The organism is Sphingobacterium ginsenosidimutans (assembly GCF_039536865.1).
GTDB lineage: Bacteria > Bacteroidota > Bacteroidia > Sphingobacteriales > Sphingobacteriaceae > Sphingobacterium > Sphingobacterium detergens.
On the sequence record NZ_BAAAZK010000008.1, the window covers coordinates 1 to 23,561 of the forward strand.

The 23,561-nt window shown below is 37.9% G+C and carries 20 protein-coding genes; 7 read left to right on the forward strand and 13 right to left on the reverse strand.

What is annotated here, in order from left to right:
* The first annotated feature begins 83 nt into the window (after nt 1-83).
* Nucleotides 84-227 carry a hypothetical protein gene (locus tag ABFX33_RS20530; RefSeq protein WP_346087931.1) on the forward strand — a complete coding sequence of 48 codons (144 nt, stop codon included), beginning with the start codon at nt 84-86 and terminating at the stop codon, nt 225-227.
* A gap of 734 nt (nt 228-961) precedes the next feature.
* Here the strand turns inward: ABFX33_RS20530 and ABFX33_RS20535 are convergent.
* The 5 genes from ABFX33_RS20535 to spt are packed head-to-tail and all read right to left on the reverse strand — an operon-like array spanning nt 962 to nt 5,383.
* Nucleotides 962-1,357: a GtrA family protein gene (locus ABFX33_RS20535; protein ID WP_346087933.1), complete on the reverse strand. Its 396-nt coding sequence runs from the start codon at nt 1,355-1,357 to the stop codon at nt 962-964.
* Nucleotides 1,358-1,359: 2 nt separating this feature from the next.
* On the reverse strand, nt 1,360-2,052 hold the full coding sequence (locus tag ABFX33_RS20540) for a CDP-alcohol phosphatidyltransferase family protein (protein WP_346087935.1): 693 nt from the start codon (nt 2,050-2,052) through the stop codon (nt 1,360-1,362).
* A gap of 9 nt (nt 2,053-2,061) precedes the next feature.
* A complete protein-coding gene (locus ABFX33_RS20545; protein ID WP_346087936.1) occupies nt 2,062-3,054 on the reverse strand; it encodes an NAD-dependent epimerase/dehydratase family protein in 993 nt (330 codons plus the stop codon).
* A complete protein-coding gene (locus tag ABFX33_RS20550; protein ID WP_346087937.1) occupies nt 3,051-4,172 on the reverse strand; it encodes a hypothetical protein in 1,122 nt (373 codons plus the stop codon). Before ABFX33_RS20550 ends, ABFX33_RS20545 begins: the two co-directional genes overlap by 4 nt.
* An 11-nt stretch (nt 4,173-4,183) precedes the next feature.
* On the reverse strand, nt 4,184-5,383 hold the full coding sequence (gene spt, locus ABFX33_RS20555; protein ID WP_108635089.1) for a serine palmitoyltransferase: 1,200 nt from the start codon (nt 5,381-5,383) through the stop codon (nt 4,184-4,186).
* A 410-nt stretch (nt 5,384-5,793) separates the two neighbouring features.
* Here spt and smpB point away from each other — a divergent pair, with 410 nt between their 5' ends.
* On the forward strand, nt 5,794-6,249 hold the full coding sequence (gene smpB / locus ABFX33_RS20560) for an SsrA-binding protein SmpB (protein WP_223582125.1): 456 nt from the start codon (nt 5,794-5,796) through the stop codon (nt 6,247-6,249).
* On the opposite strand, the gene ABFX33_RS20565 is transcribed toward smpB, so the two are convergent.
* The gene (locus ABFX33_RS20565; RefSeq protein ID WP_346087939.1) at nt 6,246-7,157 is read right to left on the reverse strand and encodes an AraC family transcriptional regulator; all 912 of its coding nucleotides are present in this window, start codon (nt 7,155-7,157) and stop codon (nt 6,246-6,248) included. The genes smpB and ABFX33_RS20565 overlap by 4 nt on opposite strands.
* 200 nt (nt 7,158-7,357) lie before the next feature.
* Between ABFX33_RS20565 and ABFX33_RS20570 the strand changes: the two genes are divergently transcribed.
* Together ABFX33_RS20570 and ABFX33_RS20575 are read left to right on the forward strand one after the other, a co-directional pair.
* Nucleotides 7,358-8,860: an aldehyde dehydrogenase family protein gene (locus tag ABFX33_RS20570; protein WP_346087940.1), complete on the forward strand. Its 1,503-nt coding sequence runs from the start codon at nt 7,358-7,360 to the stop codon at nt 8,858-8,860.
* A gap of 22 nt (nt 8,861-8,882) precedes the next feature.
* The gene (locus ABFX33_RS20575; RefSeq protein ID WP_346087941.1) at nt 8,883-9,299 is read left to right on the forward strand and encodes a DUF779 domain-containing protein; all 417 of its coding nucleotides are present in this window, start codon (nt 8,883-8,885) and stop codon (nt 9,297-9,299) included.
* 73 nt (nt 9,300-9,372) lie between these two features.
* Here the strand turns inward: ABFX33_RS20575 and ABFX33_RS20580 are convergent, their stop codons facing one another.
* From ABFX33_RS20580 to ABFX33_RS20600, 5 genes are all read right to left on the reverse strand, one after another.
* A complete protein-coding gene (locus ABFX33_RS20580) occupies nt 9,373-9,774 on the reverse strand; it encodes an acyl-CoA thioesterase (protein WP_257087367.1) in 402 nt (133 codons plus the stop codon).
* Between the two features lie 68 nt (nt 9,775-9,842).
* Nucleotides 9,843-11,666 (reverse strand): MutS-related protein, encoded by a 1,824-nt coding sequence (locus tag ABFX33_RS20585; RefSeq protein WP_346087943.1) that lies wholly within the window; start codon nt 11,664-11,666, stop codon nt 9,843-9,845.
* 192 nt (nt 11,667-11,858) lie between these two features.
* Nucleotides 11,859-12,515, reverse strand: coding sequence for a protein-L-isoaspartate(D-aspartate) O-methyltransferase (locus ABFX33_RS20590; RefSeq protein WP_120260051.1), 657 nt, complete (start codon nt 12,513-12,515; stop codon nt 11,859-11,861).
* A 223-nt stretch (nt 12,516-12,738) separates the two neighbouring features.
* Nucleotides 12,739-15,222, reverse strand: a complete 2,484-nt coding sequence (gene priA, locus ABFX33_RS20595) for a replication restart helicase PriA (protein WP_346087945.1) — start codon at nt 15,220-15,222, stop codon at nt 12,739-12,741.
* A gap of 151 nt (nt 15,223-15,373) precedes the next feature.
* Nucleotides 15,374-15,763 carry a DUF423 domain-containing protein gene (locus tag ABFX33_RS20600; RefSeq protein ID WP_120260053.1) on the reverse strand — a complete coding sequence of 130 codons (390 nt, stop codon included), beginning with the start codon at nt 15,761-15,763 and terminating at the stop codon, nt 15,374-15,376.
* Nucleotides 15,764-16,032: 269 nt separating this feature from the next.
* Here ABFX33_RS20600 and ABFX33_RS20605 point away from each other — a divergent pair, with 269 nt between their 5' ends.
* From ABFX33_RS20605 to ABFX33_RS20615, 3 genes are all read left to right on the forward strand, one after another.
* Nucleotides 16,033-18,672, forward strand: a complete 2,640-nt coding sequence (locus ABFX33_RS20605; protein WP_346087947.1) for a hypothetical protein — start codon at nt 16,033-16,035, stop codon at nt 18,670-18,672.
* Between the two features lie 117 nt (nt 18,673-18,789).
* Entirely contained in the window at nt 18,790-19,800 is a 1,011-nt protein-coding gene (locus ABFX33_RS20610) for a DHH family phosphoesterase (protein WP_346088603.1), read from the forward strand.
* Nucleotides 19,801-19,823: 23 nt separating this feature from the next.
* Nucleotides 19,824-20,834 (forward strand): FKBP-type peptidyl-prolyl cis-trans isomerase, encoded by a 1,011-nt coding sequence (locus ABFX33_RS20615; protein ID WP_346087949.1) that lies wholly within the window; start codon nt 19,824-19,826, stop codon nt 20,832-20,834.
* A 314-nt stretch (nt 20,835-21,148) separates the two neighbouring features.
* Here ABFX33_RS20615 and ABFX33_RS20620 read toward each other — a convergent pair whose 3' ends face one another.
* The gene (locus ABFX33_RS20620) at nt 21,149-22,669 is read right to left on the reverse strand and encodes a hypothetical protein (RefSeq protein WP_346087951.1); all 1,521 of its coding nucleotides are present in this window, start codon (nt 22,667-22,669) and stop codon (nt 21,149-21,151) included.
* A gap of 9 nt (nt 22,670-22,678) precedes the next feature.
* Nucleotides 22,679-23,560 carry a hypothetical protein gene (locus ABFX33_RS20625; protein ID WP_346087952.1) on the reverse strand — a complete coding sequence of 294 codons (882 nt, stop codon included), beginning with the start codon at nt 23,558-23,560 and terminating at the stop codon, nt 22,679-22,681.
* Nucleotide 23,561: the final 1 nt, after the last annotated feature.

A 23,561-nucleotide genomic window follows, 5' to 3' on the forward strand; every position in this document is an offset into this window, starting at 1 on the left:
GTTTTTATAATCACTTCCAAGCCTTTTGTTCTTATTTATTTCATTTTGCCGCTAACTCGCTGTGAACTTGGCGGATTCTTTTTGTGAAACAGGATCCCGGAGGGCTCCGGGGGACAAAAAACGACGGTTATGGCCAGATCGGACGCAGGGAAACAGCGCCGAGACTGGGGAAACGCTGTGGAAAGGCGGCGCAAGGGGATGGTGGAACCGCAGCGGATACGCAGTAGAAAGGTCGGATTGCCTATGGGCTAGACTTACGCCACAGCAGCGCAGAACCGGGGAATGCGACGAAAAAGTCGCAGCAAGGCCAGCTATACGCAAAAAAACAGTGAAGGGAGAAAAGTGCATGGGCAGCGGGAATCAGAACCGGAGAATGGACATCTCAGCGAACCCCTGAAAAACAGTCGCCCGGCCCAGAAAAAAATCCGATGGGACGGTCTCCAAGTCGGGATAACGGACAGGCGGCGGATAGACAGGCCTAAAAACCGCAGCAAAAAAAACCCACCACCATAGAAAAACAGCCCGAAAACAGGGGAGCTCAGGGTAAGGACAAATCCAGAGTTTAGTTAGGGTTTGTTTAGGTTTAGTTTAGGTATTACTTAGGTTTTGTTTAGGTTTTAGCTAAACTAAACCTAACTATATGCTAACCTAAATCTAAGCTAGCTCTAACTTCATAGTTAATCAATATAGCAGCAAGTAATAAGATGACCAAATGGCCTTAGCTTTACGGAAAAGAATATAGCTGTTCACAGTGTGTTGATCAATGAAAATCTAAAAAAGCGGAGGTCGGAAATAAAAACAAACATTGAACCCCACCACAAATAACCAGGAGTTATCAACAAGGGATTACAATTTCAAGAACTTAAAATTAAAAAAAGGATTAGGTGTTCGAAAAAAAGTTATGCAAAAAAACAGCATTAGGCTGAACTATATTGTCTAATCGACAAGAAAGGAGAAAAAATCACTTCCCTTCACCTTTAAAAACCCAAAAACGCTGAAGCGTATAATTAAAGCCTAGAGAAACAAGCAACTCGACAAGTAACTTCGAAAACAAAAAATTGAAATGATATACATCCACCAGGAAGTGAATGCCAGTAGATTTAAGCAGAATACTACCACAGACAACAATCACAAACTTCCATAACTGGCTACCTACAGAATTTTGCGTGCTACCAAAAGACCAATACCGATTGATCAAGAAATTTACGACAGCACCTAGACTGCCACTGATTGCATTAGAAAAAGGAGCGCTAATATGCAGCAATTTATAACAGGCAGAATACACCCCAAAATCAAACAATCCGCCTAAAAAGGCGGAAAGTTGTGCTTTTAAAAAAGTAATCACCTTTGAAGACATATTTATTCCACCTCCTCTTGCTGCTTTTTTAATTTGTCTTCCTTATCCTTTGCATCGCCCAATTTCAACAAAAGACGCGTATCATTTGCATTGATAATAAAAAGTAAAATGCAAATGACGAATACACACCAATTAATAGAACCAGGCACGAAAACCTCTAATAACATCACTAAAGCGATAATGACACGTATTTCTGTTGGACCGAGTATCCCGGCATCTATCGTATATTTATCTGTAATCCTATACCTAAGTTGTGATATAATCATTGCCCATCCATATAACGAGACCAAAGTAAAGCCCAGATACTTATAGTCACCAGTCGTATAAAGCACATACCCTAATCCGATAAAGACTGTACTAATCCAATCCATTACGATATCCAACGCAAATCCATACCAACGGCGCGATTTATTCCGATAAAAAGCTATACGCCCATCTAATGAATCACCAAACCATTGAACGAAAAAACCGGGTATACCCAGAAGTAAATAGCGAATATCCACGTATTCTGCAAGTATAAAGCTCCCTAAAACCATTAACGAGCCAAAAAAACCGATCGCTGTAAGGCCATCCGAAGTAATCCAATTAGGAACCCTAGGTACAAGGTATGTAATCAACTTTTGTTCGGGTTCACTTAAGATATTTGTTCTCTTTCTATCCTGAAAAAGTTTTTTATTTATTTTTAACTCACTCATTATCTGCGATTATAGCCATTTATTTTCTTTATACCAAGCCAATGCCTCCATTAAGCCTTTCTTCAAATCATATTTAGGTTGGTATTGTAGCTGACGTTGAGCCGCCGAGATATCACAGCCCCAGTTTTCAGCTGTAAGTTCATTCAATCGCTCTGGATATAGTACAGGTATTGTTTTTGAATTTTTATATACACGTTCAAAGATTACTGCTACCGCTTTTACGACCCCTAATGGAATATGTATTCGGATCATTTTCTTTTGCGTGAACTCTTTGAAAAATTTTGCCATTTCATATCTGTCATAGACCTGACCATCACTCAGATTGTATACTCTTTTCCCTCCTTGATCGGAACGACAGGCATTTAAAATCGCTTGAACTAAATCTGTCACATAAATAAAGCTAAGTTTCTGAGGAGATCTTCCAACATAAGCATCCATTCCACCGTTCATTGTCTTGAAAAGAATAAAAATATCTTTCTCTCTGGGACCATATACCGCTGTAGGCCGTAAAATTGTCACTGGTTGACCCTCAAACTCACTCAATGCGAGTTCCGCCTTCCTTTTGCTTCGACCATAAGCTGTAACTGGACAATAGGGATTGCGTTCATCAATTAAATTGGATGCATAAGGAACAGGTCCTATCGCTGCAAGACTACTTACAAATACAAATCTGCGGATTGGGTTTTCCAATGAAAAACAAGCCGACGCCAGGTTTTTGGTATAACCAACATTGACCTTTTCGAGATCTTCTTCGCGTTTGGCGCGCGTCATTGCCGCCGCATGTACGACGTAGGTGTAGTTTTCCGATTCTAATAAAGCTTTGATGGAAGCTTCATCAGTGAAATCAGGATAAACAAATTTATCCACAACAGAACGAATTTCTGAAACATCACTCGACTTTCTAACGGCAGCATGAACTTCCATCCCTGCTTCCTTTGCCGCTCTTGTCAAATGATAGCCTACAAAACCACTCGCTCCGGTGATTAATACTTTTTCTATCATAATGATTTTTGATACAAACGATAACGTTTGTACAATTCTCCATTCATTTGTTCAATAGCGTGGTTCATCATGTAATTATGCTCCAACATCCATGAACATTCGGCCCCCTTAATATTAGAATCTTTTGATTCTTTTATAATTCGGCCATACAAACATGCTTCAATACCAAGCTTACGGTAGTCTTCCAATACCCCTAACATGAGTACACGAAGCAAGTTGATTTTTTTCTTGCCAAATAACAATTTAAAAATACCTGTAGGAAGTAGACGTCCTCGCTTCACTTTGATAAGGATCTGATTGATATCTGGTATCCCTAGACCAAAGCCAACAAGCTCACCATCTTTCTCCGCAACGATAGCAAAACGTGGATCGAGAATCATTTTTAAATCTTTGGCCGTATAATTAAATTCATCCTCTGTCATCGGAACAAAACCCGAATTTTTATCCCATGCTCTATTATAAATGTCACGAACTTTTGCTGCCTCGTTTTTAAAATCCTTCACATTGAATTGACGCAATGTAATGCCAGATCTTTTCAAACGCTCTTCCAGCCTATCCAAAAGCAATACAGAACGCTTATCCGCAGACTTTTCCATAACCAAATAAGCTCTCAAATCCACTTTATGTCCATAGCCTGAATTGGTAATCAAGTCGATGTAATAAGGTGAATTGTAGGGCATCATGGCCACTGGAGGCTTATCAAAACCGTCAACCAATAAACCAACGGTATCATTGGTCGATAAATTGATCGGCCCAACGATCGTATCCCCTCCTTTAGCTTTAACCCATTTTTCTGCAGTTTCAAATAACGCGTTTGCGACTTCTTGATCATCTATACAATCGAAAAAACCCCACTGTCCTTCATTGACATGATTAAAGGCATTATGGTTGTTGTTCCAGATGGCACATATACGACCGACAATCTTATCGTTACGATAAGCTAGAAAAGGTTGTGCTTGGGAATGTTTATAAAAGGGATGCTTGTCAGGGGAAAGCAAATCGTTTTGTTCAAGAAATAAGGCAGGTACATAATTAGGATTTCCCTCATAGAGACTATGAGGGAAATCTATAAACAGCCGTCTTTGTTTCTTTGTTTCAACGGGTACAATCTGAATCATACGATTAGATTTTATATTAATGTTTCAACTTCAGCTTGTTTGAATACTTTAACCATCTTCTCAATTGCTTCATCGATTTGGTCATAAGTATGTGTCGCCATCAATGAAAAACGGATCAAAGACTCTTCCGCAGGAACTGCCGGAGAAACAACTGGATTAACGAATACACCATCATCTTGGAGCATTTTAGTTACCCAGAACGTTTTTTCATTGCTACGGATAAATATAGGCAAAATAGGACTTTCCGTAGCACCTAGATCAAAGCCATGATCTAATAATTGTGCTTTGGCATAATCTGTATTTTTCCACAATTTTTCGATGTGTTCAGGTTCATTTTGAATAATCTCTAACGCCTTCAGTGTAGAAGCAACAGATGCTGGCGTCATTGACGCACTAAACATTACCGAACGTGCATTGTGTTTCAAGAAATCAATCACATCAGCATCACCCGCTACGAATCCACCTAAAGAAGCTAATGATTTACTAAAAGTACCCATGATCAAATCTACATCGTCATTAAGTCCAAAATGTGAGGCTGTACCAGCCCCTTTGTGCCCAATAACACCTAAGCTATGTGCATCATCTACCATAACAGCAGCATCAAACTCATTAGCTATTGTAGTAAGCTCCGGTAAGTTAACAATATCACCTTCCATACTAAAGATACCGTCAGTACAAATTAATTTTGCGCTTTCTTCAGGTAATCTAGATAATTTAGCACGTAAATCGTCCATATTATTGTGACCGTATTTGATCACTTTTGCAAATGACAAACGGCTACCATCAATAATTGACGCATGATCACGTTCATCAAGCAAAATATAATCATTACGTCCCATCAGACAAGACAATGGTCCAAGATTTGATTGGAAACCTGTACTAAATAGAATCGCGGCCTCTTTACCCACATAAGCAGATAGTTTTTCTTCCAGTTCTACGTGAATATCCAACGTACCGTTTAAGAAACGCGATCCAGCACATCCAGTACCATATTTTTCCAAAGCATCTTGCGCTGCTTTTATAATACGTATATCAGTCGTTAACCCTAAATAAGAGTTAGAACCGAACATCAATACACGTCTACCATCGATTTTTACCTCGGTATCTTGCTTTGATTGAATAGGTCTAAAATAGGCATATAAGCCTTTAGCTTTTAACTCCTCTACAATCTTAAATTGCGATATTTTTTCGCCTAACTTTCCTTTACTCATGCGATAAAAAGGTATTTCTAAAACTATTTCTAACTTTTAGATGTTATTGTAACAAACAAAATTCTCGAATTGGACTTTTATATAAAAAACTCTGTCTTCGAATAAAAATCTGTTCTACCCACAATGTAAGCTAAAATTCTACGTTGTATATATTCACAATAATTCCAAAAAACGTTGCAAACATACGAAAACATAATCTGACTTTCACTTAAATTTAGTCATATTTTTAACACATCGCCCAAAACAGTTAATTTTATTTTAATACTCCGCTAACATCTCCCCACACAATTCTACTATAAAATAAGACAATTTTAATAATTATATTTGCGAACTATAAATTATCCTATAATTAGTTACATTTAGGTTCATTGCACTAGCAATGGTATAGACTTACTAATATACAACAATATATGGCTTTATCTTCAGATATCAATATAAAAAATAAAAAAGCTTCTTTTGAGTATCATCTACTGGACAAATACGTCGCTGGAATTCGACTACTAGGCACAGAAATAAAATCAATACGTGAGGGAAAAGCAAATATCAACGATAGTTTCTGCAGTTTCTTTAACGACGGCCTTTACATTCGTAATATGCATATTGCCGAATATTCCATGGGCTCATTTTATAACCACGAAGCAAAACGCGACCGTCAGCTTTTGCTGACAAAAAGAGAATTGAAAAAATTAAAAGAAAAAGGCGAGGAACGTGGTTTTACAATTGTTCCATTGCGCATATTTATCAGTTCACGCGGATTTGCAAAAGTTGAAATTGCTTTAGCACAAGGTAAAAAAGATTTTGATAAACGGGAAAATATAAAGGAAAGAGATGTCAAACGTGAGCTCGATCGCGTCATGAAATTCTAAGGCCATCTTTGCGCCAGGACGAATGCTCCTGGCGTGATACCCACCCTATTTTTAAACAGCCGAACGAAATAATTAACATCGTTGAAGCCTGCCCCAAAACAGGATTCCTTTACATTTCGAGTCAAGAGCAAAAGCTGCTTTGCTTTACCAATACGTTGCTGAATCACATATTCCATTGGGCTCAGCCCGAGTTCTCGATTGAACATTCGAGTCAAACTTGCCTTGCTCATATGAGCGACCTTCTCCAATAAGTCTATGGATATTTTCTCGGTGATATTCCTACGAATAAACTCCTGTAAATGAACAAGTACTTTGTTGGGCGATTTCCCCACCTTCAATGCCATAAGAGACTGTGACTGCAGCAATCGAATTGTGAGCTCCTTAAATGTCAGATCTGCCAAAACATCTTTAAGCGGATTTTCACTTATAATAATCTGAAACAATTTATTAACAAGTTCGGCCAGTTCGTTCGAATTGTAAAGATGAAAAAGCTCAGGATCAATATGCCAGCGGCCCAACTGTTCCTTTGGATAAAATTCATTTAAATAATCCAATACAGCTTCTATTTTCTCCTTTCGGATGGTGAGGGCCGAACACTGCGTAGGTCGCTCCAATGTAGCTTCCGGAAAGTCAATATGCATACCGACCATGGCCGGTAATACGATCATCTGCCCGGGCAGATAATCAAAAGCTTTCATATGATCCAAGTGCATAATTTTCTTCCCCTGGATCATATTGATCATCACCAGGTCATCAAACCGTAGGGGTACATGCTCCGAAACACGGTATGTCTCATATATATTCAGTTCTAGGCTATCCAATGTAAACGCGCGTCGGTTTTCCACCAGCGTACTGAGTTCCCTTCCCTGAGAAAATGGTAACGTATGAATCAGTGTCCTATCTCTCATATCGCATCAACTAAATATAATTGGAAATCAATCAAATATAACAAAAAAATCCAAGCATTTGTTTTGGGCTATCCCAGAATAATATCCCTACACTATACTGCAACAATGATGCTACCCTTTGCCTCAATAATGCTACGGTATTGAATAATTGCTGGCTAACTTTGATAAGAAGGGATTAAAAATAAGTAATAATAAATCATATGAGCGCAATTAAAAGACCATCGTTCAAAGAACGATACGACAATTACATCGGCGGTAAATTTGTAGCCCCGATCCAAGGAAAATATTTTGACAATATCTCGCCCGTAGATGGTAAAGTATATACCCAGGTAGCACATTCAACGAAAGAAGATCTCGATCTGGCGGTTGATACCGCGTCCAAAGCCTTTGAGACCTGGGGGAAAACATCAGCAACCGAACGCAGCATTATCCTCAATAAAATTGCAGACCGCATCGAGGCTAATCTGGAATATATTGCTGCAGTAGAAACCATAGATAACGGAAAAGCAGTACGCGAGACGCTAAATGCAGATATCCCGCTTGCTATTGATCATTTTAGATACTTTGCCGGAGTAATCCGCGCCGAAGAAGGATCAATAACTGAATTAGACAGCAATACCGTTTCCTTGATTGTACACGAACCGATCGGCGTTATTGCACAGATCATTCCATGGAATTTCCCAATTTTAATGGCGGTATGGAAACTAGCTCCAGCGCTTGCTGCCGGAAATACCGTTGTTTTAAAACCAGCAGAAAGCACACCGGCGTCAATTCTCGTCTTGATGGAAATTATTGGCGATCTGATACCGGCAGGTGTGATAAATATTGTGAATGGGTTTGGCTCGGAACTAGGCCGGGCCTTAGTAACCAATCCTAAAGTTGCGAAGGCAGCCTTTACAGGATCAACCGCAACAGGGCGATTAGTTATGCAATATGCTACAGAAAATATTATACCCGTAACACTGGAATTGGGAGGAAAATCCCCCAACATATTCTTCAGTTCTGTCATGGATGCTGACGATGCATTCTTGGACAAAGCAATCGAAGGTGCCGTTTTATTTGCCCTTAATCAAGGAGAAATATGCACTTGTCCTTCACGTTTATTAGTACAGGAGGATATCTACGATAAATTTATTGCCAGAGTCATCAATCGGGTCAATCAGATCAAAGTTGGGGACCCATTGGATCCGACAACAATGATGGGGGCCCAAGCTTCAAAAATTCAAAAAGACAAAATTATGTCTTATATCACACTAGGCAAACAAGAAGGAGCCGAAGTGCTGACTGGCGGAGACGAAAATAATGTCGGCGTAGGTTTTGAAGAAGGTTACTACATCAAACCAACGCTATTCAAAGGAAATAATAAGATGCGGATCTTTCAAGAAGAGATTTTCGGTCCGGTCTTGGCTGTAACAACTTTCAAAGACGAACAAGAAGCGATCACTATTGCCAATGACACTATGTATGGTCTCGGCGCCGGTGTATGGACCAGAGATGCGCATCAACTTTATCAAGTTCCACGCGCCATCCAGGCAGGCCGTGTTTGGGTTAATCAATATCACTCTTATCCAGCTGGCGCTCCATTCGGAGGATACAAACAATCCGGAATTGGTAGAGAAAATCACAAGATGATGCTTGCGCATTATCGTCAGGCAAAAAATATGTTAATATCATACAGCAAGGAAAAACTGGGCTTCTTTTAATACGCTGTAAATTAAAAACGCAATGAAGAAATGCATTATTCTTCATTTATCAATCCGTTCAGCAATGGTCAACAGAATAGATAGTACAGACAAAGCCAAAGATCTCATTCATACCCTTGAAGCACAACACGGTGCATTGATGTTTTACCAGGCTGGAGGCTGCTGTGAAGGGACTCAGCCCCAATGTTTTGAAAAAGGGGGGTATTTTCCGCGCATGAATGACGCCATGATCGGATTGGTTGAAGGATACGAGTTTTGGGTTGACCGGGATCTGTTTGAGTATTGGAAACATGCCCATTTCACACTTGATGTACTGGAGGGCTTTGGCCCGGGTGGTTTTTCGTTGGAAACACCACTTGGAAAAACCTTTAAGGTACATTACAGGCTCTTTACAGACGAAGAATTAAAAGAACTTAGCCCGATCAAACGTAGTGAATAAACACAAAAACGGGTGGAATAATCCACCCGTTTTTCTAAGTCTCTGCCAGCTCTTCCCCATCAAATTAGGCTGATTATTCAATATCCAAACCCTCCAAAACAGGAATTGGTTGTTTGTTTTCATCCAAAGCGACAAAAGTAAAGACTCCTTCAATAGCAAGTTCTCGTCCTTCTTTATACATATGCTCCAGAAATATTTCTACTTTCACTTTTAGGCTCGTACGCCCTACATTTTGGACACGCGCAACTGCCTCTATAATACTTCCGGAAGGAATTGCTTTATTAAAATCAATACGATCTGTTGATACTGTCACCAACGTTTTGCGACAGAATCTTGTTGCGGCCATAAAAGACACTTCGTCCATAATAGACATCGCCTTACCGCCGAATAAGGTATCGTGATGATTTGTCAAAAACGGGAATACTGTTGTACATACATGCGTTTCTGATAAATCAATACGTTCTTGTAAAGTCATTTATTGTTATTTTTAATGGATTCAAGAGAGCACAAATGTAAGGCTATCCAAAAACAGTTGAGTCATTTTTATCCAATATTTTCCTCGATATCGACTCCTATACCCTTTAACAACAAAGAAGCATTGAAGATCTTACACTCCCCTGTCTTCAGTTTATAGTCAAACAGCATCTGCCCTTCATCAACCTGAATATCGAAGTGATAATTTTTGATATCTTTTGGAAACTCCTGTTCCAAACTAGACAGCTGCAGATCGTGCGTTGCCACCATACCTTTACCACTCAAGCGAACCAACTGCTTAATAATCGCGCGTGAGCCCAAATATTTGTCAACCGAGTTTGTTCCGCGTAACATTTCATCAATCAGAAAAAAACTATCCGTATGTGAAGCTACAGTATCCAGTATAAATTTCATCCGATTGAGTTCTGCCTTGAAAGTGGAAGTACTTTCGTTGAGATTGTCTCTGATACGCATATAGGATATAAGTTTATAGATTGGTAGTTGAAATGATGAGGCGGCAACACTCGCTCCAGCATAAGCTAAAATTGCATTGATACCAATTGTACGTAAGAATGTGCTTTTCCCAGCCATATTGGATCCTGTTACCAATGCAACCCGATGATCGTTGCTGGTATAATCGTTGGCAACCACTAATTCATTCGGAATAAGCGGATGATAAATACCTTGCGCCTCAATCTTATCCTCATCTGGATTGACCAAGATGACCGGATAGACATAAGTCGGATGATTTCTTTTCCAAATTGCGAGACTATTCACAGCTTCAACTTTTGCCAATGTATCAAACGAATTCAAGATCTCTTGTTCATACTTATTTTTCCAATCGATAATCGCCAGTACCTGTCTAAAATCCCACAGCAAAAAAAGATTCAGGAATATCCCAACAAACACATTATTTCGTGCATCCAGATTATTGATAAGAACTGCTAATTTTTTAAATGCTTTTGAAATAGGTTCAGCATGCCCTCCCTGCTTTAATTCATTAGCCATTTCTTGTAAGGAGGCGGATTTCCATGCGTGGTTTTCTATAGCTTGTATCGCATCGGCATAGGAAGCCAGTATTCCACCAATCTTGTCTATTCTTGATGAAAATAAACCAACACTACCTGCTTTGGCGAAAGCCCAAAGAATATGAAACAAACCTAATATCGTTGCAACCGCTGCAAATTTGGAAATAAAAAAGCTTCCAACAAGCGCTAGCACAAATAAAACCGGGCCCACTTTGACATAGATACGCATGAAAGCGTTTCCAAAACTAAAATTTCCGTCTTGAAAATAATTGGACAAAAAAGTCTTAATATCTAGTTTATGATTAAGATTTGCTAGTAGTTTCGCCTGAAAATCCCATATCCATTCCGATTCACTCTCCAACTCCTTTGACGCTTCCTGATTCCGCTGGATCTGTTCTTTATCCAGGGGTGCATTTAGCCAAGATGCCAGCAAATCAATCGCCTGTTTTGTTGTTGACCGATTCAATTGGGCAAATAACGAATATACGCCGAATACGTCCATATCTGAGCTATAAGGATGATTACCATCCTCAAAGTTCTCTCCATTAGCATACATATTTGCTTTTCCATCAATGATGTTTTGCTCATTGGCCAGCACCTTCAGATAGGCTTCAAAATAGTTCTTCTGAAGCTCCAACTGGCTTTGTCGGCGTACCAAATACGCAAATAGGAACAATAAAGCAAAGAAACAAAAGAAAACCAATGGAAGACTTTCCAGCTGAAAAGTATAAAATAGCAAGGCTCCCCCACCAAGAATTACAAAGAGCCGGGTTAAACTCAGGGTATTCACCTGCTTGTTTAATTTTAAGACCGTGGAGGCAATTTCTTGATGCTTTTGATCGTATAATGTCGTGATTGGATTCATTCTTAAATAATTTTTTATTCCATCAGTTGGACGAAATCCATCCTATCCAAAATCATATTGTAACAAACTACAACTTTTAAATTGAGCGGATTCACAAGAGTAAATAGAAAACAATATATTTTCATTTACCTATCTTGCAAAAACAGCGAATAATGGTTCGAAGCACTCTTAATTTTTTCGAGACAATGTGAATTACCAGGCCTGATCACCCACCAAGGGCACAAAACGAAAAGTGTCCAATTCAATACGATCAAAATCATTTTCACCTACGCGAATTATTGTCATCATTTTCTGAGACTTCTCATCCCCGACCGGAATCACAAAAATCCCACCTATTTTTAACTGCTTCAACATGATTTCAGGAACGAATGGTGCCCCGGCAGTTACAATAATCTTATCGTAGGGGGCATGTTTTTCAATACCTTTGGAGCCATCACCCAAAAAGAAATTTGCCTTATACCCCATATAGGGTAATACCTGAATTGTTCGTTGATAAAGGTTCTCTTGGCGTTCTATCGTATATACGTCGGCACCAAGTTCAAGCAAAATACAAGTTTGATACCCTGATCCTGTTCCAATTTCCAGTACCTTATCCCCTTTTTTCACGTGGAGCAATTCGGATTGATAAGCGACAGTGTACGGTTGGGAGATTGTTTGTCCGTCACCGATTGGAAAAGCAATATCGCGATAAGCCTGATTCCAAAAGGTTTCATCAAAAAAGAAATGACGTGGTACCTTCCCAATGGCTTCCAATACTTTTTGGTCTTCAATACCTCTTCCTTTTAGATGCTCAACCAATTTCTTGCGTGCACCTCTTTCCCGATAATTATCAATAAACTTATACGCCATGATGTTTCAAATTTACCTTTAAAAAGGGATATTTAGCCGAACTATTCACAAATCACTTAATATCAAAGCAATATACAATACTGAACGTAGACCACACAACAAATCACAACCAAATAAAAACATTATATCTAAAACATTATCAAAAAGTTACATGCATTTCATCACGAAAAACTCAGTTCAGTTAGCACATGATCCAACGCTACGAGAACATAAAAACATGTCGTTAATAAGGGTCGACATCGACCTGAACACGAACGCCGCTATTGGTCTTATCAATCTCAAAATCCAATAAAACCGAACGAATCAACTCCTTTACCTTAGCAATACTAATATTTGTGCGTTCAATCTTCAATGTAATTGTCTGAATAAAATTATTTCGCACACGGGAGACCAGCGGTGGTTCAGGCCCCAATACCCTAGCTCCAAGCTGTGGTCGTAAAGCAGCGGCAAAACGATTCGCAGCATCATAGCATTTTTGAAAATCTGTATGCTTAATATCAATGCGAATAAGTCGATAAAAAGGGGGGTAAAGGTAATTCTTACGTTCAGTAATTTCCGTCATAAACATCCCTTCATAATCATTGTTAACGACTTGCTCCAAGACCCTATGATTTGTCGTATAACTTTGAATAATCACCCGTCCACCTGCTTCCCGACGACCGGCTCGGCCTGCAACTTGGGAAAATAGCGAAAAGGAACGCTCATAGGCACGAAAATCAGGAAAATTAATAATGGTATCCGCATTCACAACACCGATTAAACTAACACGCCCAAAATCCAACCCTTTGGCCACCATCTGTGTCCCAATCAGCACATCAAACTCATGCTCATCGAAAGCCGTAATAATCTTATCAAAGCCATACTTTCCTTTTGTTGAATCCAGATCCAATCGGCCTATCCGGATCTCGGGCATCAGCAATTCAAGTTCTTCTTCCACCCGCTCTGTCCCAAAGCCCTTACTTTCAATATGTGGCATTCCACAAGCTGGGCAGACCCGAAGTGGTGGCTCAACATGCCCACAGTAATGACAATGCATCATATTGGAACTTTTATGGTAGGTCAAACTGACATCACAATTCACACATTTGGCGACAAAACCGCAGGTATTACACTGGATCATGGTGGTGTGTCCGCGTCTATTCTGAAACAGAATAACCTGTTCCTTATTCTTAACAGCTTCTTCAATAGCTTTTAACAATGTTCCGGAGAAATAGGAGAACATATTTTCCTTTCGCCCTTCTTCGGGAATATTGACGAGCTCTACACTTGGCAACTGCGCATTGCCATAACGCTCCAATAACTGCACAAAGCCATACTTCTTTGCTTTAGCATTGTAGTAACTTTCCAACGATGGTGTTGCGGATCCCAAAAGCACCTTAGTCTGATGTAAAAAGCCGAGATAAATGGCTGTATCACGCGCATGGTAACGCGGTGCAGGGTCAAATTGTTTATATGAACTTTCATGTTCCTCATCAACAATAATAATTCCCAGATCCTGAAACGGAAGGAATACAGAAGAACGGGCTCCGATAACAACTTGAAACTCATTTTTCATCACCTTATGCCATACCTCAGCACGTTCATTATCATTGAATTTCGAATGATAAACACCAAGCTTATCACCAAAGTGCAGTTTTAATCGCGCAGTAATCTGTGCTGTCAATGCGATCTCAGGTAGAAGATACAAAGCTGATTTTCCTTCAGCTATTGCCTGTTCGATAAGTCGTATATAGAGCTGAGTTTTCCCTGAAGCAGTTACCCCATGCAATAGTGTTACCTCTTTTTCCTCAAAAGATTGTTGGATCTCATCATAGGCACGCTGTTGATTTTCATTGAACTGAAAATTAGCATCTAGTTCTATATCTTCTCCCTGAAATCTCGACACGACCTTCTCCTTCACTTCAAATACACCTTTGTCGATCAACGCCGTGATCGCTCCATTACCGCAACCTGAAGCTTCTGCCAACATCGGACGTGTAATCTCTTCAGTCTTTTTGACAAGCTGCATAAATGCCAAAACTGCATCTTGCTGTTTGGGTGCACGATTGAGACTATCCAATAATTCTCGTTTGGCGTCCTCATTTCTAAAGTCAGGGGCAAAACGTAAGAATACTTTTGTTTTGGGTTTATATCTTTCTGTTATTTCCTCGGAGATAAGTACGATCCCCTTGTCAAACAATTGCTTCAATATCGGAAATACCGTTTTCTGTCCCAATAACTTCACGATATCATTGACTTTAAGTTCTCCTGCTACCTCCAGGGCCTCAATAATGAGGTATTCTTTATCCGAAAGTGTCGAACGATCAAATTCTTCTGTTATAGAAGAGATCACTTTGGTTTCACTTGCCAGTTTTAATGCCGCTGGAAGTGCAGCCTGCATGACTTCACCCAAACTGCACATATAGTAATCTGCCAACCAATCCCACAATTTAAATTGGGCAAGGTTGACGATAGGTTTGTCATCAATGATATCTAAAATATACTTTGCTTCGTATTTCAGTGGAGCTTCTTTGCTGATCGATTTCACGACAGCCGAATAAATCTTGTTTCGTCCAAATTGCACAATGACCCGTACCCCAATCTGTACCCGATCATTCCAGTCAGCCGGAATACGATAAGTATATGTTCGTGCTAGAGCTAACGGTAGAACCACATCAATAAACAAGGTATCTCTTTCACTAAAAATCGAAGATTGCGGATTGGACATATTTTTTTATTATGGGATAAAAATACAAAAAAAGCGACAGAAAGAATACGTGAGTGACCTCCCTCAAAATAAAAGCCCTCCTGGATTTTTAATCGTTGGAAGGCTCTTTATCTAAAAAGCTAGCAAGCTTTATTCTATTTAAACAGCAGGATTATGATTTATTTTTTAATGCCGCTACAAATAAGGCTATCCAACCGATAATCAATGACAAGCCACCTAAAGGTGTTATGGGACCTAAGATAGCCGGATTCCCGAAACCAGTTATTTCCCTGATACTAAGTATATATAAGGATCCTGAAAAAAACAAAATACCAACAATAAAAGCAATAAAGGACACCTTGATTGAATAGGTTTTCGCACGCGAAAAAGTCGATAAAAATAACAATGCAAAGGTATGATAGAAATGATACTGATTTGCAGTTTTCCAAGTTTCGATATGATATGCACTTACCTTTCCTTCTAGACCGTGGGCACCAAAGGCACCTAATATTACAGCTAATGCTCCCAATAACGAAGCGGCTAAAATGATTCTCTTATTCATTATTATAAAGTGAATGCTGAAAACGTGTTTCTCCGATAAATGTATTAAAAACCGAACAAAATAAGGAATATTTTGTTAAATTTATATTACAAAGCCCCATTATTGAGATGATTTTCTAGCGCTTCCCGCATATTTTTGTTAGGTTTGTTTTACAGATGAAACTATCATAAGTTTATTCAAGTTGATCGCTTCATTACTATAAAAAACAAATTGACTGAAACGTGTCCATCTATACCATTGAAGATGAGCACTCATAAATATATATTCTGATGAAAAAAACAATAATCATCACTATTCTATTGTTCATAGCTGTCATTGCAGCAACGATTTATCTTTTCGGAGATTTCAATAAAAATAATAAACAGGATTCCAAGGCCTTACAATACCTCCCTGAAAATACGCTGGCCATAACATCCTTTGCCAACAACGAGACTGTAGACACGATATTTAAGGATTACGAATTATTTAAAGCCATTATAGGACAGGGAAATTTTAGTAATCTCGAGCGATTAAAAACAGAGTTATTACAAAGTGAACAATTGACACCTTTCGTTGCTGGGCAACAGATATTACTGTCTTTTCATCAAGAAAAAGATCAGATAACACCTCTTTATAGTGTACAAGTTGGGCAGAGCCTTGACAATAACACGCTGGCAACCCTTATCGGGCAAATCGGAAAAAATTATAAAGTTCAACCCTTTGATACGCTGGGCCAACGGTTCTTTGGATTCAATAAAGGAATAAAAGACAGTACGCTCTATTGCGCTTATTCCCATGAAATTATCTTTGCCAGTTATTCAAAACAGGTGCTTGCGCAAATTTTCGATAAGAATGTAAAAAAAATAAACACAAAGCAAATTGAATTCTTTGTCAATCACAACAATAAGAATACACCACTCAGTTTATATTTTTTCAATGAACAGTTAGCGCAGGTCGCCCGCATATTGATGAAATCCAAATTTGGCAATTACCTCAATTTAATTGATTCTCTCAAGGGACAAACTTCCTGGAATATGAATTTCAAACAGGATGCGCTTATCTTTAAGGGTGTAACTGATCTAACAGGCAGTAAAAACAGCTATCTACAATTGTTTGCCAATCAAACCGCTCAAGTACAGGCATTAGGAAACTACTTACCAAAAAATACAGCATCCTATATTGATTTCAGTATTTCCGATGAACATAGCTTCCGTTCGGGACTCAAAGAACTATTGATTCAGCAAAAAGAGTACGATCGCGTAAGCAAAAGCATTAAAAATCTTGAGGACGATACAAAGGTATCATTTGACAGTGTCATCGCCCCTCTTTTTAATGATGAATTTGCGCTGGCTGAATTAGACAATCAAGATGTACTGGGGCTGATTAGCATATCTGATTCGAGCTTATTCGCAAATAACTTTAAAAAATTCAGTTCATCTGTCGGTGACTCGATCTATCAATTTAAATATTCCCAGCTATTATATGCCTCTTTCGGAGAGCCGTTCAAAAGTTTTACAAGACCATACTTTACCATCGTTGATGGTATCATGGTTGTCGCAAATCGAACAGGCATCCTAAGAGATTATCGTGAATCTTTCCGTGAAAAGCAATTTCTATCGGGAACAGCAATTTTCAAAAATCACGCGGCTTTACAAAATAGCCGTAGCAATGTAACCTTCTATTTAGAGCCCAAAGCTGGCAAAAGCAATATTTTAGATAATTTAAAATCTGATTATGCCAAAAATTTTAAAGATGAAGAGCAGTTTGGTTTTCAAAATTTCTACTCATGGTCCTATCAATTAAGTGGTAATCAAGGGACATTCTCGTCCAGCTTATACGCTCTTTACAAAAGTGATACACGACTTGGAGGAAAACCTGAATGGACTGTACAGCTTGAAAGCCGCATCATCAACAAACCTTGGGTTTTGGATCAAGATGGCAAAAACAAATTTATAATGATCCAGGAGCAGGATCATACCGTACATGCGTTTTCGCCAGACGGAAAGGAACTTTGGCAAAACCTTTTCCAAGGCGAGATTTTAGGTGAACCAATTCAATTGCAAGATCTTAGCATCATTATTGTCACCAAAAGCAGACTATATCGGATCAGACCTGACGGAAAAAATATGAATGGTTTTTCTGTCGAATTACCTTCTACGGCTAGCTATGGGGCCACAATATCTAACTTCAATAAAGAACAACGTATCTATATTCCTGCCACAGATCGCATCTTAGCCTATTCATTAGATGGCAAAAGAATAGAGGGATTTGAAAATAATACTGTAGACAGCCGTATACTTTTTGATCTAAAAATAACCACACTGGGGCAAACCAATTACATTATAGCGGGTACAAGCACAGCTTCTGTTTATTTTTTCAATGAAAATGGTAAGATCATTCGCAAACAAAGCTTAGATACAGACGGCGAAAGCGTTCGGAATCCGATTGGTTTAGTAGCTGCCTCAGATGAAAAAAATTCATTTGTCTATGTCGCCGATAATAAAGGCAGTATTTTCAAAGTTCCTTTTGAAGGAGAGTCAAAAAAAATTAAATTAGGCAGCTGGGGCAAAGATGCTTTCTTTAATTTTGAAGATATCAGTGGTGGTGCAGACAGAGACTTTATCATTTTGGCCAACAATAAATTGAATGCTTACAGCAGCAGAGACTCCTCTTCCTATTTCGAATATAAATTCATCGAAGATGCGAGCAACAGACCTTTATTCTTTAAGCGTATTGGAAAATCCGACGTCTTGGGAGTCGGCACAGACAATCGGATGATTTATCTTTTCGGCTCAGATGGTTTAGTACAGGATGGATTCCCTATCGAAGGGTTTTCGAAATTCTATTATGGGCCAATTAACTATGGCGACAATGCTAATTATTTGATTTGTATGAAAAAGGATTTTAAGGTTTACGCCTACAAATTCTAAGCAACTGAAAATCATTTTTTTAACCCCAAAACAAAACACAATAAGACGCGAAAGATGTTTATAAAAAATTTGTCTAATCTAAATTTTTTATAGTAGGTTTGCAGACTTAATATGACTATGCTAAAATCGGAAGAATTAAAAGAATTATTGGCTGAACCAAAGCACATTGTAATCACCACGCATTACAAACCTGACGGCGATGCATTGGGTTCATCGTTGGGATTATATTTTTGGTTAACCGCAAAAGGACATCATGTCAATCTAATCGTACCATCAGATTTTCCTGCTTTTTTAGACTGGTTACCTGGTTTGGAAAATGTACAGATTTATACGCAAAATATCAACCTACATAATCAACAGATTGAAGCTGCAGATTTATTATTCTGTTTAGACTTCAATGGGCTCGCTCGCATTCATGAGATGGGTGATCCTATTCGTCAAGCAAAAGGGATCAAATGCATGATTGATCATCATTTGGATCCGGAAGGGTTTGAAGATTATGCATTTTGGGATCCATCTGCAGCTGCGACTGCACAATTGATCTATCGCTTTTTGGTGAATGAGATGCAAGATGCAAACAATATTAGCGCTGATATGGCTACTTGTTTATATACCGGGATTATGACCGATACAGGATCTTTTCGTTTTCGTTCTACCACTTCAGAAATTCACCGTATCATCGCAACGTTGATTGATTGTGGCGCACAAAACTGGGCGATCCACGAAGAAATATACAATAGCTCTTCGGAAAGCCGTCTCAAGTTCCTTGGATTTTGCCTGCTCAACCGTCTTGAAGTTATTCATGAATATAATACGGCAGTCATTCATGTCACCAAAGAAGACCTCAATCAATTTCAGGTCATCACTGGAGATACAGAAGGTTTGGTCAATTACGCACTTTCCATTAAAGGAATTAGATTAGCTGCGTTAATTATTGACAGAAATGAACAAATTAAACTATCTTTGCGATCGATTGGAGAAGTTCCTTGTAATGAAATCTGTAAATTGTATTTCAATGGGGGAGGTCACCTCAATGCTTCAGGCGGAAATTCGAAAGATAGCCTAGCTGTTGTGATCGCAAAATTCAAATCGATTTTACCAAATTATAAAGAAATATTAACAAAATAAGATATCGTAACATACATTAGAAAATGAAGAAAGCAATTCTATTTTTCGCGGCTGCCGGTCTTTTGATGACGTCATGCCAAAAATTCAAAAAGGCTGAAGGTGGTCTTGAGTATAAAATCGTGGATGATAATGCAAAAGAGAAAGCAGTATCAGGCGATTTATTAGCAATTGACATTGTACAATCGACAGATAGAGACTCTGTAATGAGCAGCACTTACGAAATGGGTATTCCTCAGATCGTTCAATTATATCCAGATAGTATTATTGCAAAAAATCCTGGAGACCCTACCGGTCTATTTAAATATGTTGGTGAAGGCGATAGCTTGGTATTCAAAATTAATTTGGATTCTATGGCAGCAAAAACACATCAACCAAAACCAGAATTTGCTGACAAGTTTTTAGTTTTCTCAATTAAAGTCAAAAAACACTTCAAAAAAGGAAAATTAACAGATCAACAATTAGGCGAACAAGTTCAAAAATATTTTGAAGAAGAATTGAACAAACACAAAACTGCTGAGCCTGCAAAATTGGATAAATACATCAAAGATAAAAGCTTAAAAACAACAAAAACAGCTTCAGGACTTCAATATGTAATTACTAAACCTGGAACAGGAGCAAATGCTAAAGTAGGTGATTCTATCCATGTTAATTATGTAGGTTCATTGACTACTGGAAAAGTATTTGACACGAACCTTCCGGATATCGCAAAGAAAGAAGGTATTTTTATGCCACAACGTCCTTACGAAGCATTGAAATTCCAATTGGGTGTTGACGGTGTTATCCCAGGATGGACTGAAGCATTCCAATTGTTTAACAAAGGTACTAAAGCAACCTTAGTAATCCCTTCATCATTGGCTTATGGCGATCGTCCTCAAGGTAAAATTCCTCCATATGCACCATTGGTATTTGAAGTTGAGGTATTGGATATCAAACCAGGAAAAGTTCCAGCTCCAACACCAGCGGCAACAACGCCAGGTGTAGGCGCACCAACTGCTACTGCCCCTACGGCAAAAGCTCCAGCAGCAAAGAAATAACTCTTTTAAAGATACAAGAGTTTTTTGACTCTTGTATCTTTTGCTCTTTCTCCCCTTATGATAAGATTAGATACGTTTTCAAACATATAATAATCCCATTATTATTCAACTCTTCCTAAACCTTATTATAAAAATGCAATATTAAACGATCAGATGCTGGTTATTTAAATTGTTTAACATTTTTATTTGTTTCAATTATAATTTCACTTTCTGCGACATCCACTCGATGAGAAATTAATGCAATCTGTGTTTCCTGCTCCACCGCTTGCTGTATCTAAATCACCTCGATTTAGCAGTCGTCAAATTTTTAAATATCAGAATTTGGCATAGAAATAATCAAACTTCAATCTTTTCGAAGTCTTACAATTTATTAAGCCAGCTGTCAAAAAGTTGGATAAAAGTATTGATACATTAGTATTCCCTAAAGTAGTTAGTGGCGTGATATTATTCACAATCAAAAAATTATTCAGATAATAATCATTACCTTCCAATTCTTCATCTATAAAATAAGATGTATTCAATTTCCTTTTAAAAAGTTCTTTTTTATATATGTCATCGATTTTAATAAGTTTGTCGTATGGAATGACCAATTCGAAGTGGTTTGATTTTACGTCCAGGAAAGCATTATAAAATTGCCTATGTTCGAAAATAATAAATGGGTTAATAATGATACATAAATTATTCCCAACGCAATCCAACAATTGCTGTATGCCCCGCAATTTAAACATATAATCTCCAGGTATATTTTCAATTTCCGACTTCTCTTCAGAATAAATACAGAGATTATAATCACAAAAATATCGTTCGAAATATCTTATTTGGACTTCAATTTGCTCCTTCGTACAATTTTCTTGGCATATAAATATAACATAACTTCCGTATAATGATTTCAGAGTACAATTTCTTGCAGATTTGATCGCCTCCACATATTTAATGGTACATTTCGTAAAGTCGTATTTATCCAGGTCATGATCCTCGAAAGGGGTGTAATTGATGTATTTTGATTTATAAAAATAGTGTTCGGATTGTTGTGCTGTAACACCAGCATTATGCAAGATTTTAGTATTATGCCATCTATTTACAGGTTGATAAGGCCAGCAAAAATCCAGCTCGCTATTAATTTCAAGATTAAATCCAAAATAGATACCATTTAACACCATTGACCACATATCGGCACACCACTCCTGTAGTTTTTCAAAATTTACCTCTTTGTTCGAAGCATAATCAATCAGAAGTGACTTGAATATAGGCTTATTATGTTTTATATAATTGTATATCGCTTCACTATCTTTTTCATGTTTATTCCAAAAAGTATAGTTAACACCTCTTATGACGTACTGAGCCCCCCCAAAATTTTCTATATTCTCTAATCCTTCATCAATAGGTAAGCCAACAATATTACATAAAGAGCTAATGATACTGGAACCAAATGAATTTAAATGCGCTAGCCCTATATAGTCCAACGTATTGGATAGATGCCAATTATAACTATCTGAAAAAGTCTTTTCATCTATTTTTTCTCTAAAAATAATATCGGCATCGTGATAAAAAATTTGCTTCTGCTCAAGCCATGGATATTGATCAAAATGTTTCTTTATTAAATGTGGTCGTATGGTAGGTGCATAGTAATGATCTTCCCGGGTATCTGGATAGAAAAAAAAAGAAGCCAAATCCTTATTTCTTTCAGCTAAATCTAAGACATCGGTATTAGATGTCTCGGATAAAATAACGTGGATATTTTCCTTTGGAATTCCAATCGTGTAAAAATTGTGAATATAGACTTGGATTTGCCAAGCAAAATAAAGATCCGATGGCTGAGCTGCTATATATATCATTGTTGATAATTAATCAAATAAATTAAACACAAAACCAATACTTTGCAAATCAGAACTTTTATAAATTGATTTATCCAAGAATAGTAGAGATAACTTACCATTTACCAAAGACCAGTTACCAGTTGTCATTACCATTAACTTTACTTTCTCAATTATATTATCGTCGTCATAAAGGTCACTTACCTGATATGTCGTTCTTATTAAACTCGAAAGTGATTGCCCTGCGTATAACATATGTTCCATTCTATTTTTTATAACGCTCAAACAAGCATCCTGTTGGGTAATCTTCCAAAGCATTACAAGATTATCAATTGAAAGAAAATCGAATTGTTCGATCGACAGATTCTCGGTCATATTTTTTATCAACACTAGAATATTTCCAAATTCCTCATTACCGCTTCGTACAAAACAGGTCGCTGCAAAGAAACAGTTATAGATGAACAGAATATTATCTTCCCGTAATATAATGTCAGATAATTCCAAAATCATTTCTTGCCAAATAGTATGAAGGTCCAAATAATCAAATCCAATATAGGCGTAACAAGTGAAATATTTACTTCTTACCATTTTATTTGCCGAACACTTATATCTATTTGGAATTAAGCTTGTTAAAGTGTTTTCTTCTATTTCAATAAAATCGTTTTCATGAAGAAACTTCAAGAGAACAACTAAGATCCAAATATCCTTGTCATTACACTCTTGATTGTTCTTACATTTATTAATGATGTCCTGAAGCTTCAACATTCCCCTCTCATAGATAGATGTTTCTTCGTTAATCATGCCAAACAAGACCATCGATACACTTAGTCCCAATTCCCCTGTAAAAAAATCGGTTTTATGAAAGAAATATCTATTATGTGATAACGCTTCGTCAATTATTTTCCGTAACATA

What these genes read in the sequence shown, in the direction of transcription:
- ABFX33_RS20620 (WP_346087951.1), bottom strand. Translation starts at nt 22,669, where the DNA reads ATGATATATATAGCAGCTCAGCCATCGGATCTTTATTTTGCTTGGCAA.
- spt (WP_108635089.1), bottom strand. Translation starts at nt 5,383, where the DNA reads ATGAGTAAAGGAAAGTTAGGCGAAAAAATATCGCAATTTAAGATTGTA.
- ABFX33_RS20585 (WP_346087943.1), bottom strand. Translation starts at nt 11,666, where the DNA reads ATGAATCCAATCACGACATTATACGATCAAAAGCATCAAGAAATTGCC.
- ABFX33_RS20600 (WP_120260053.1), bottom strand. Translation starts at nt 15,763, where the DNA reads ATGAATAAGAGAATCATTTTAGCCGCTTCGTTATTGGGAGCATTAGCT.
- ABFX33_RS20590 (WP_120260051.1), bottom strand. Translation starts at nt 12,515, where the DNA reads ATGGCGTATAAGTTTATTGATAATTATCGGGAAAGAGGTGCACGCAAG.
- ABFX33_RS20565 (WP_346087939.1), bottom strand. Translation starts at nt 7,157, where the DNA reads ATGAGAGATAGGACACTGATTCATACGTTACCATTTTCTCAGGGAAGG.
- ABFX33_RS20605 (WP_346087947.1), top strand. Translation starts at nt 16,033, where the DNA reads ATGAAAAAAACAATAATCATCACTATTCTATTGTTCATAGCTGTCATT.
- ABFX33_RS20540 (WP_346087935.1), bottom strand. Translation starts at nt 2,052, where the DNA reads ATGAGTGAGTTAAAAATAAATAAAAAACTTTTTCAGGATAGAAAGAGA.
- ABFX33_RS20535 (WP_346087933.1), bottom strand. Translation starts at nt 1,357, where the DNA reads ATGTCTTCAAAGGTGATTACTTTTTTAAAAGCACAACTTTCCGCCTTT.
- priA (WP_346087945.1), bottom strand. Translation starts at nt 15,222, where the DNA reads ATGTCCAATCCGCAATCTTCGATTTTTAGTGAAAGAGATACCTTGTTT.
- ABFX33_RS20570 (WP_346087940.1), top strand. Translation starts at nt 7,358, where the DNA reads ATGAGCGCAATTAAAAGACCATCGTTCAAAGAACGATACGACAATTAC.
- ABFX33_RS20615 (WP_346087949.1), top strand. Translation starts at nt 19,824, where the DNA reads ATGAAGAAAGCAATTCTATTTTTCGCGGCTGCCGGTCTTTTGATGACG.
- ABFX33_RS20545 (WP_346087936.1), bottom strand. Translation starts at nt 3,054, where the DNA reads ATGATAGAAAAAGTATTAATCACCGGAGCGAGTGGTTTTGTAGGCTAT.
- ABFX33_RS20550 (WP_346087937.1), bottom strand. Translation starts at nt 4,172, where the DNA reads ATGATTCAGATTGTACCCGTTGAAACAAAGAAACAAAGACGGCTGTTT.
- ABFX33_RS20580 (WP_257087367.1), bottom strand. Translation starts at nt 9,774, where the DNA reads ATGACTTTACAAGAACGTATTGATTTATCAGAAACGCATGTATGTACA.
- ABFX33_RS20610 (WP_346088603.1), top strand. Translation starts at nt 18,790, where the DNA reads ATGCTAAAATCGGAAGAATTAAAAGAATTATTGGCTGAACCAAAGCAC.
- ABFX33_RS20575 (WP_346087941.1), top strand. Translation starts at nt 8,883, where the DNA reads ATGAAGAAATGCATTATTCTTCATTTATCAATCCGTTCAGCAATGGTC.
- ABFX33_RS20625 (WP_346087952.1), bottom strand. Translation starts at nt 23,560, where the DNA reads ATGTTACGGAAAATAATTGACGAAGCGTTATCACATAATAGATATTTC.
- smpB (WP_223582125.1), top strand. Translation starts at nt 5,794, where the DNA reads ATGGCTTTATCTTCAGATATCAATATAAAAAATAAAAAAGCTTCTTTT.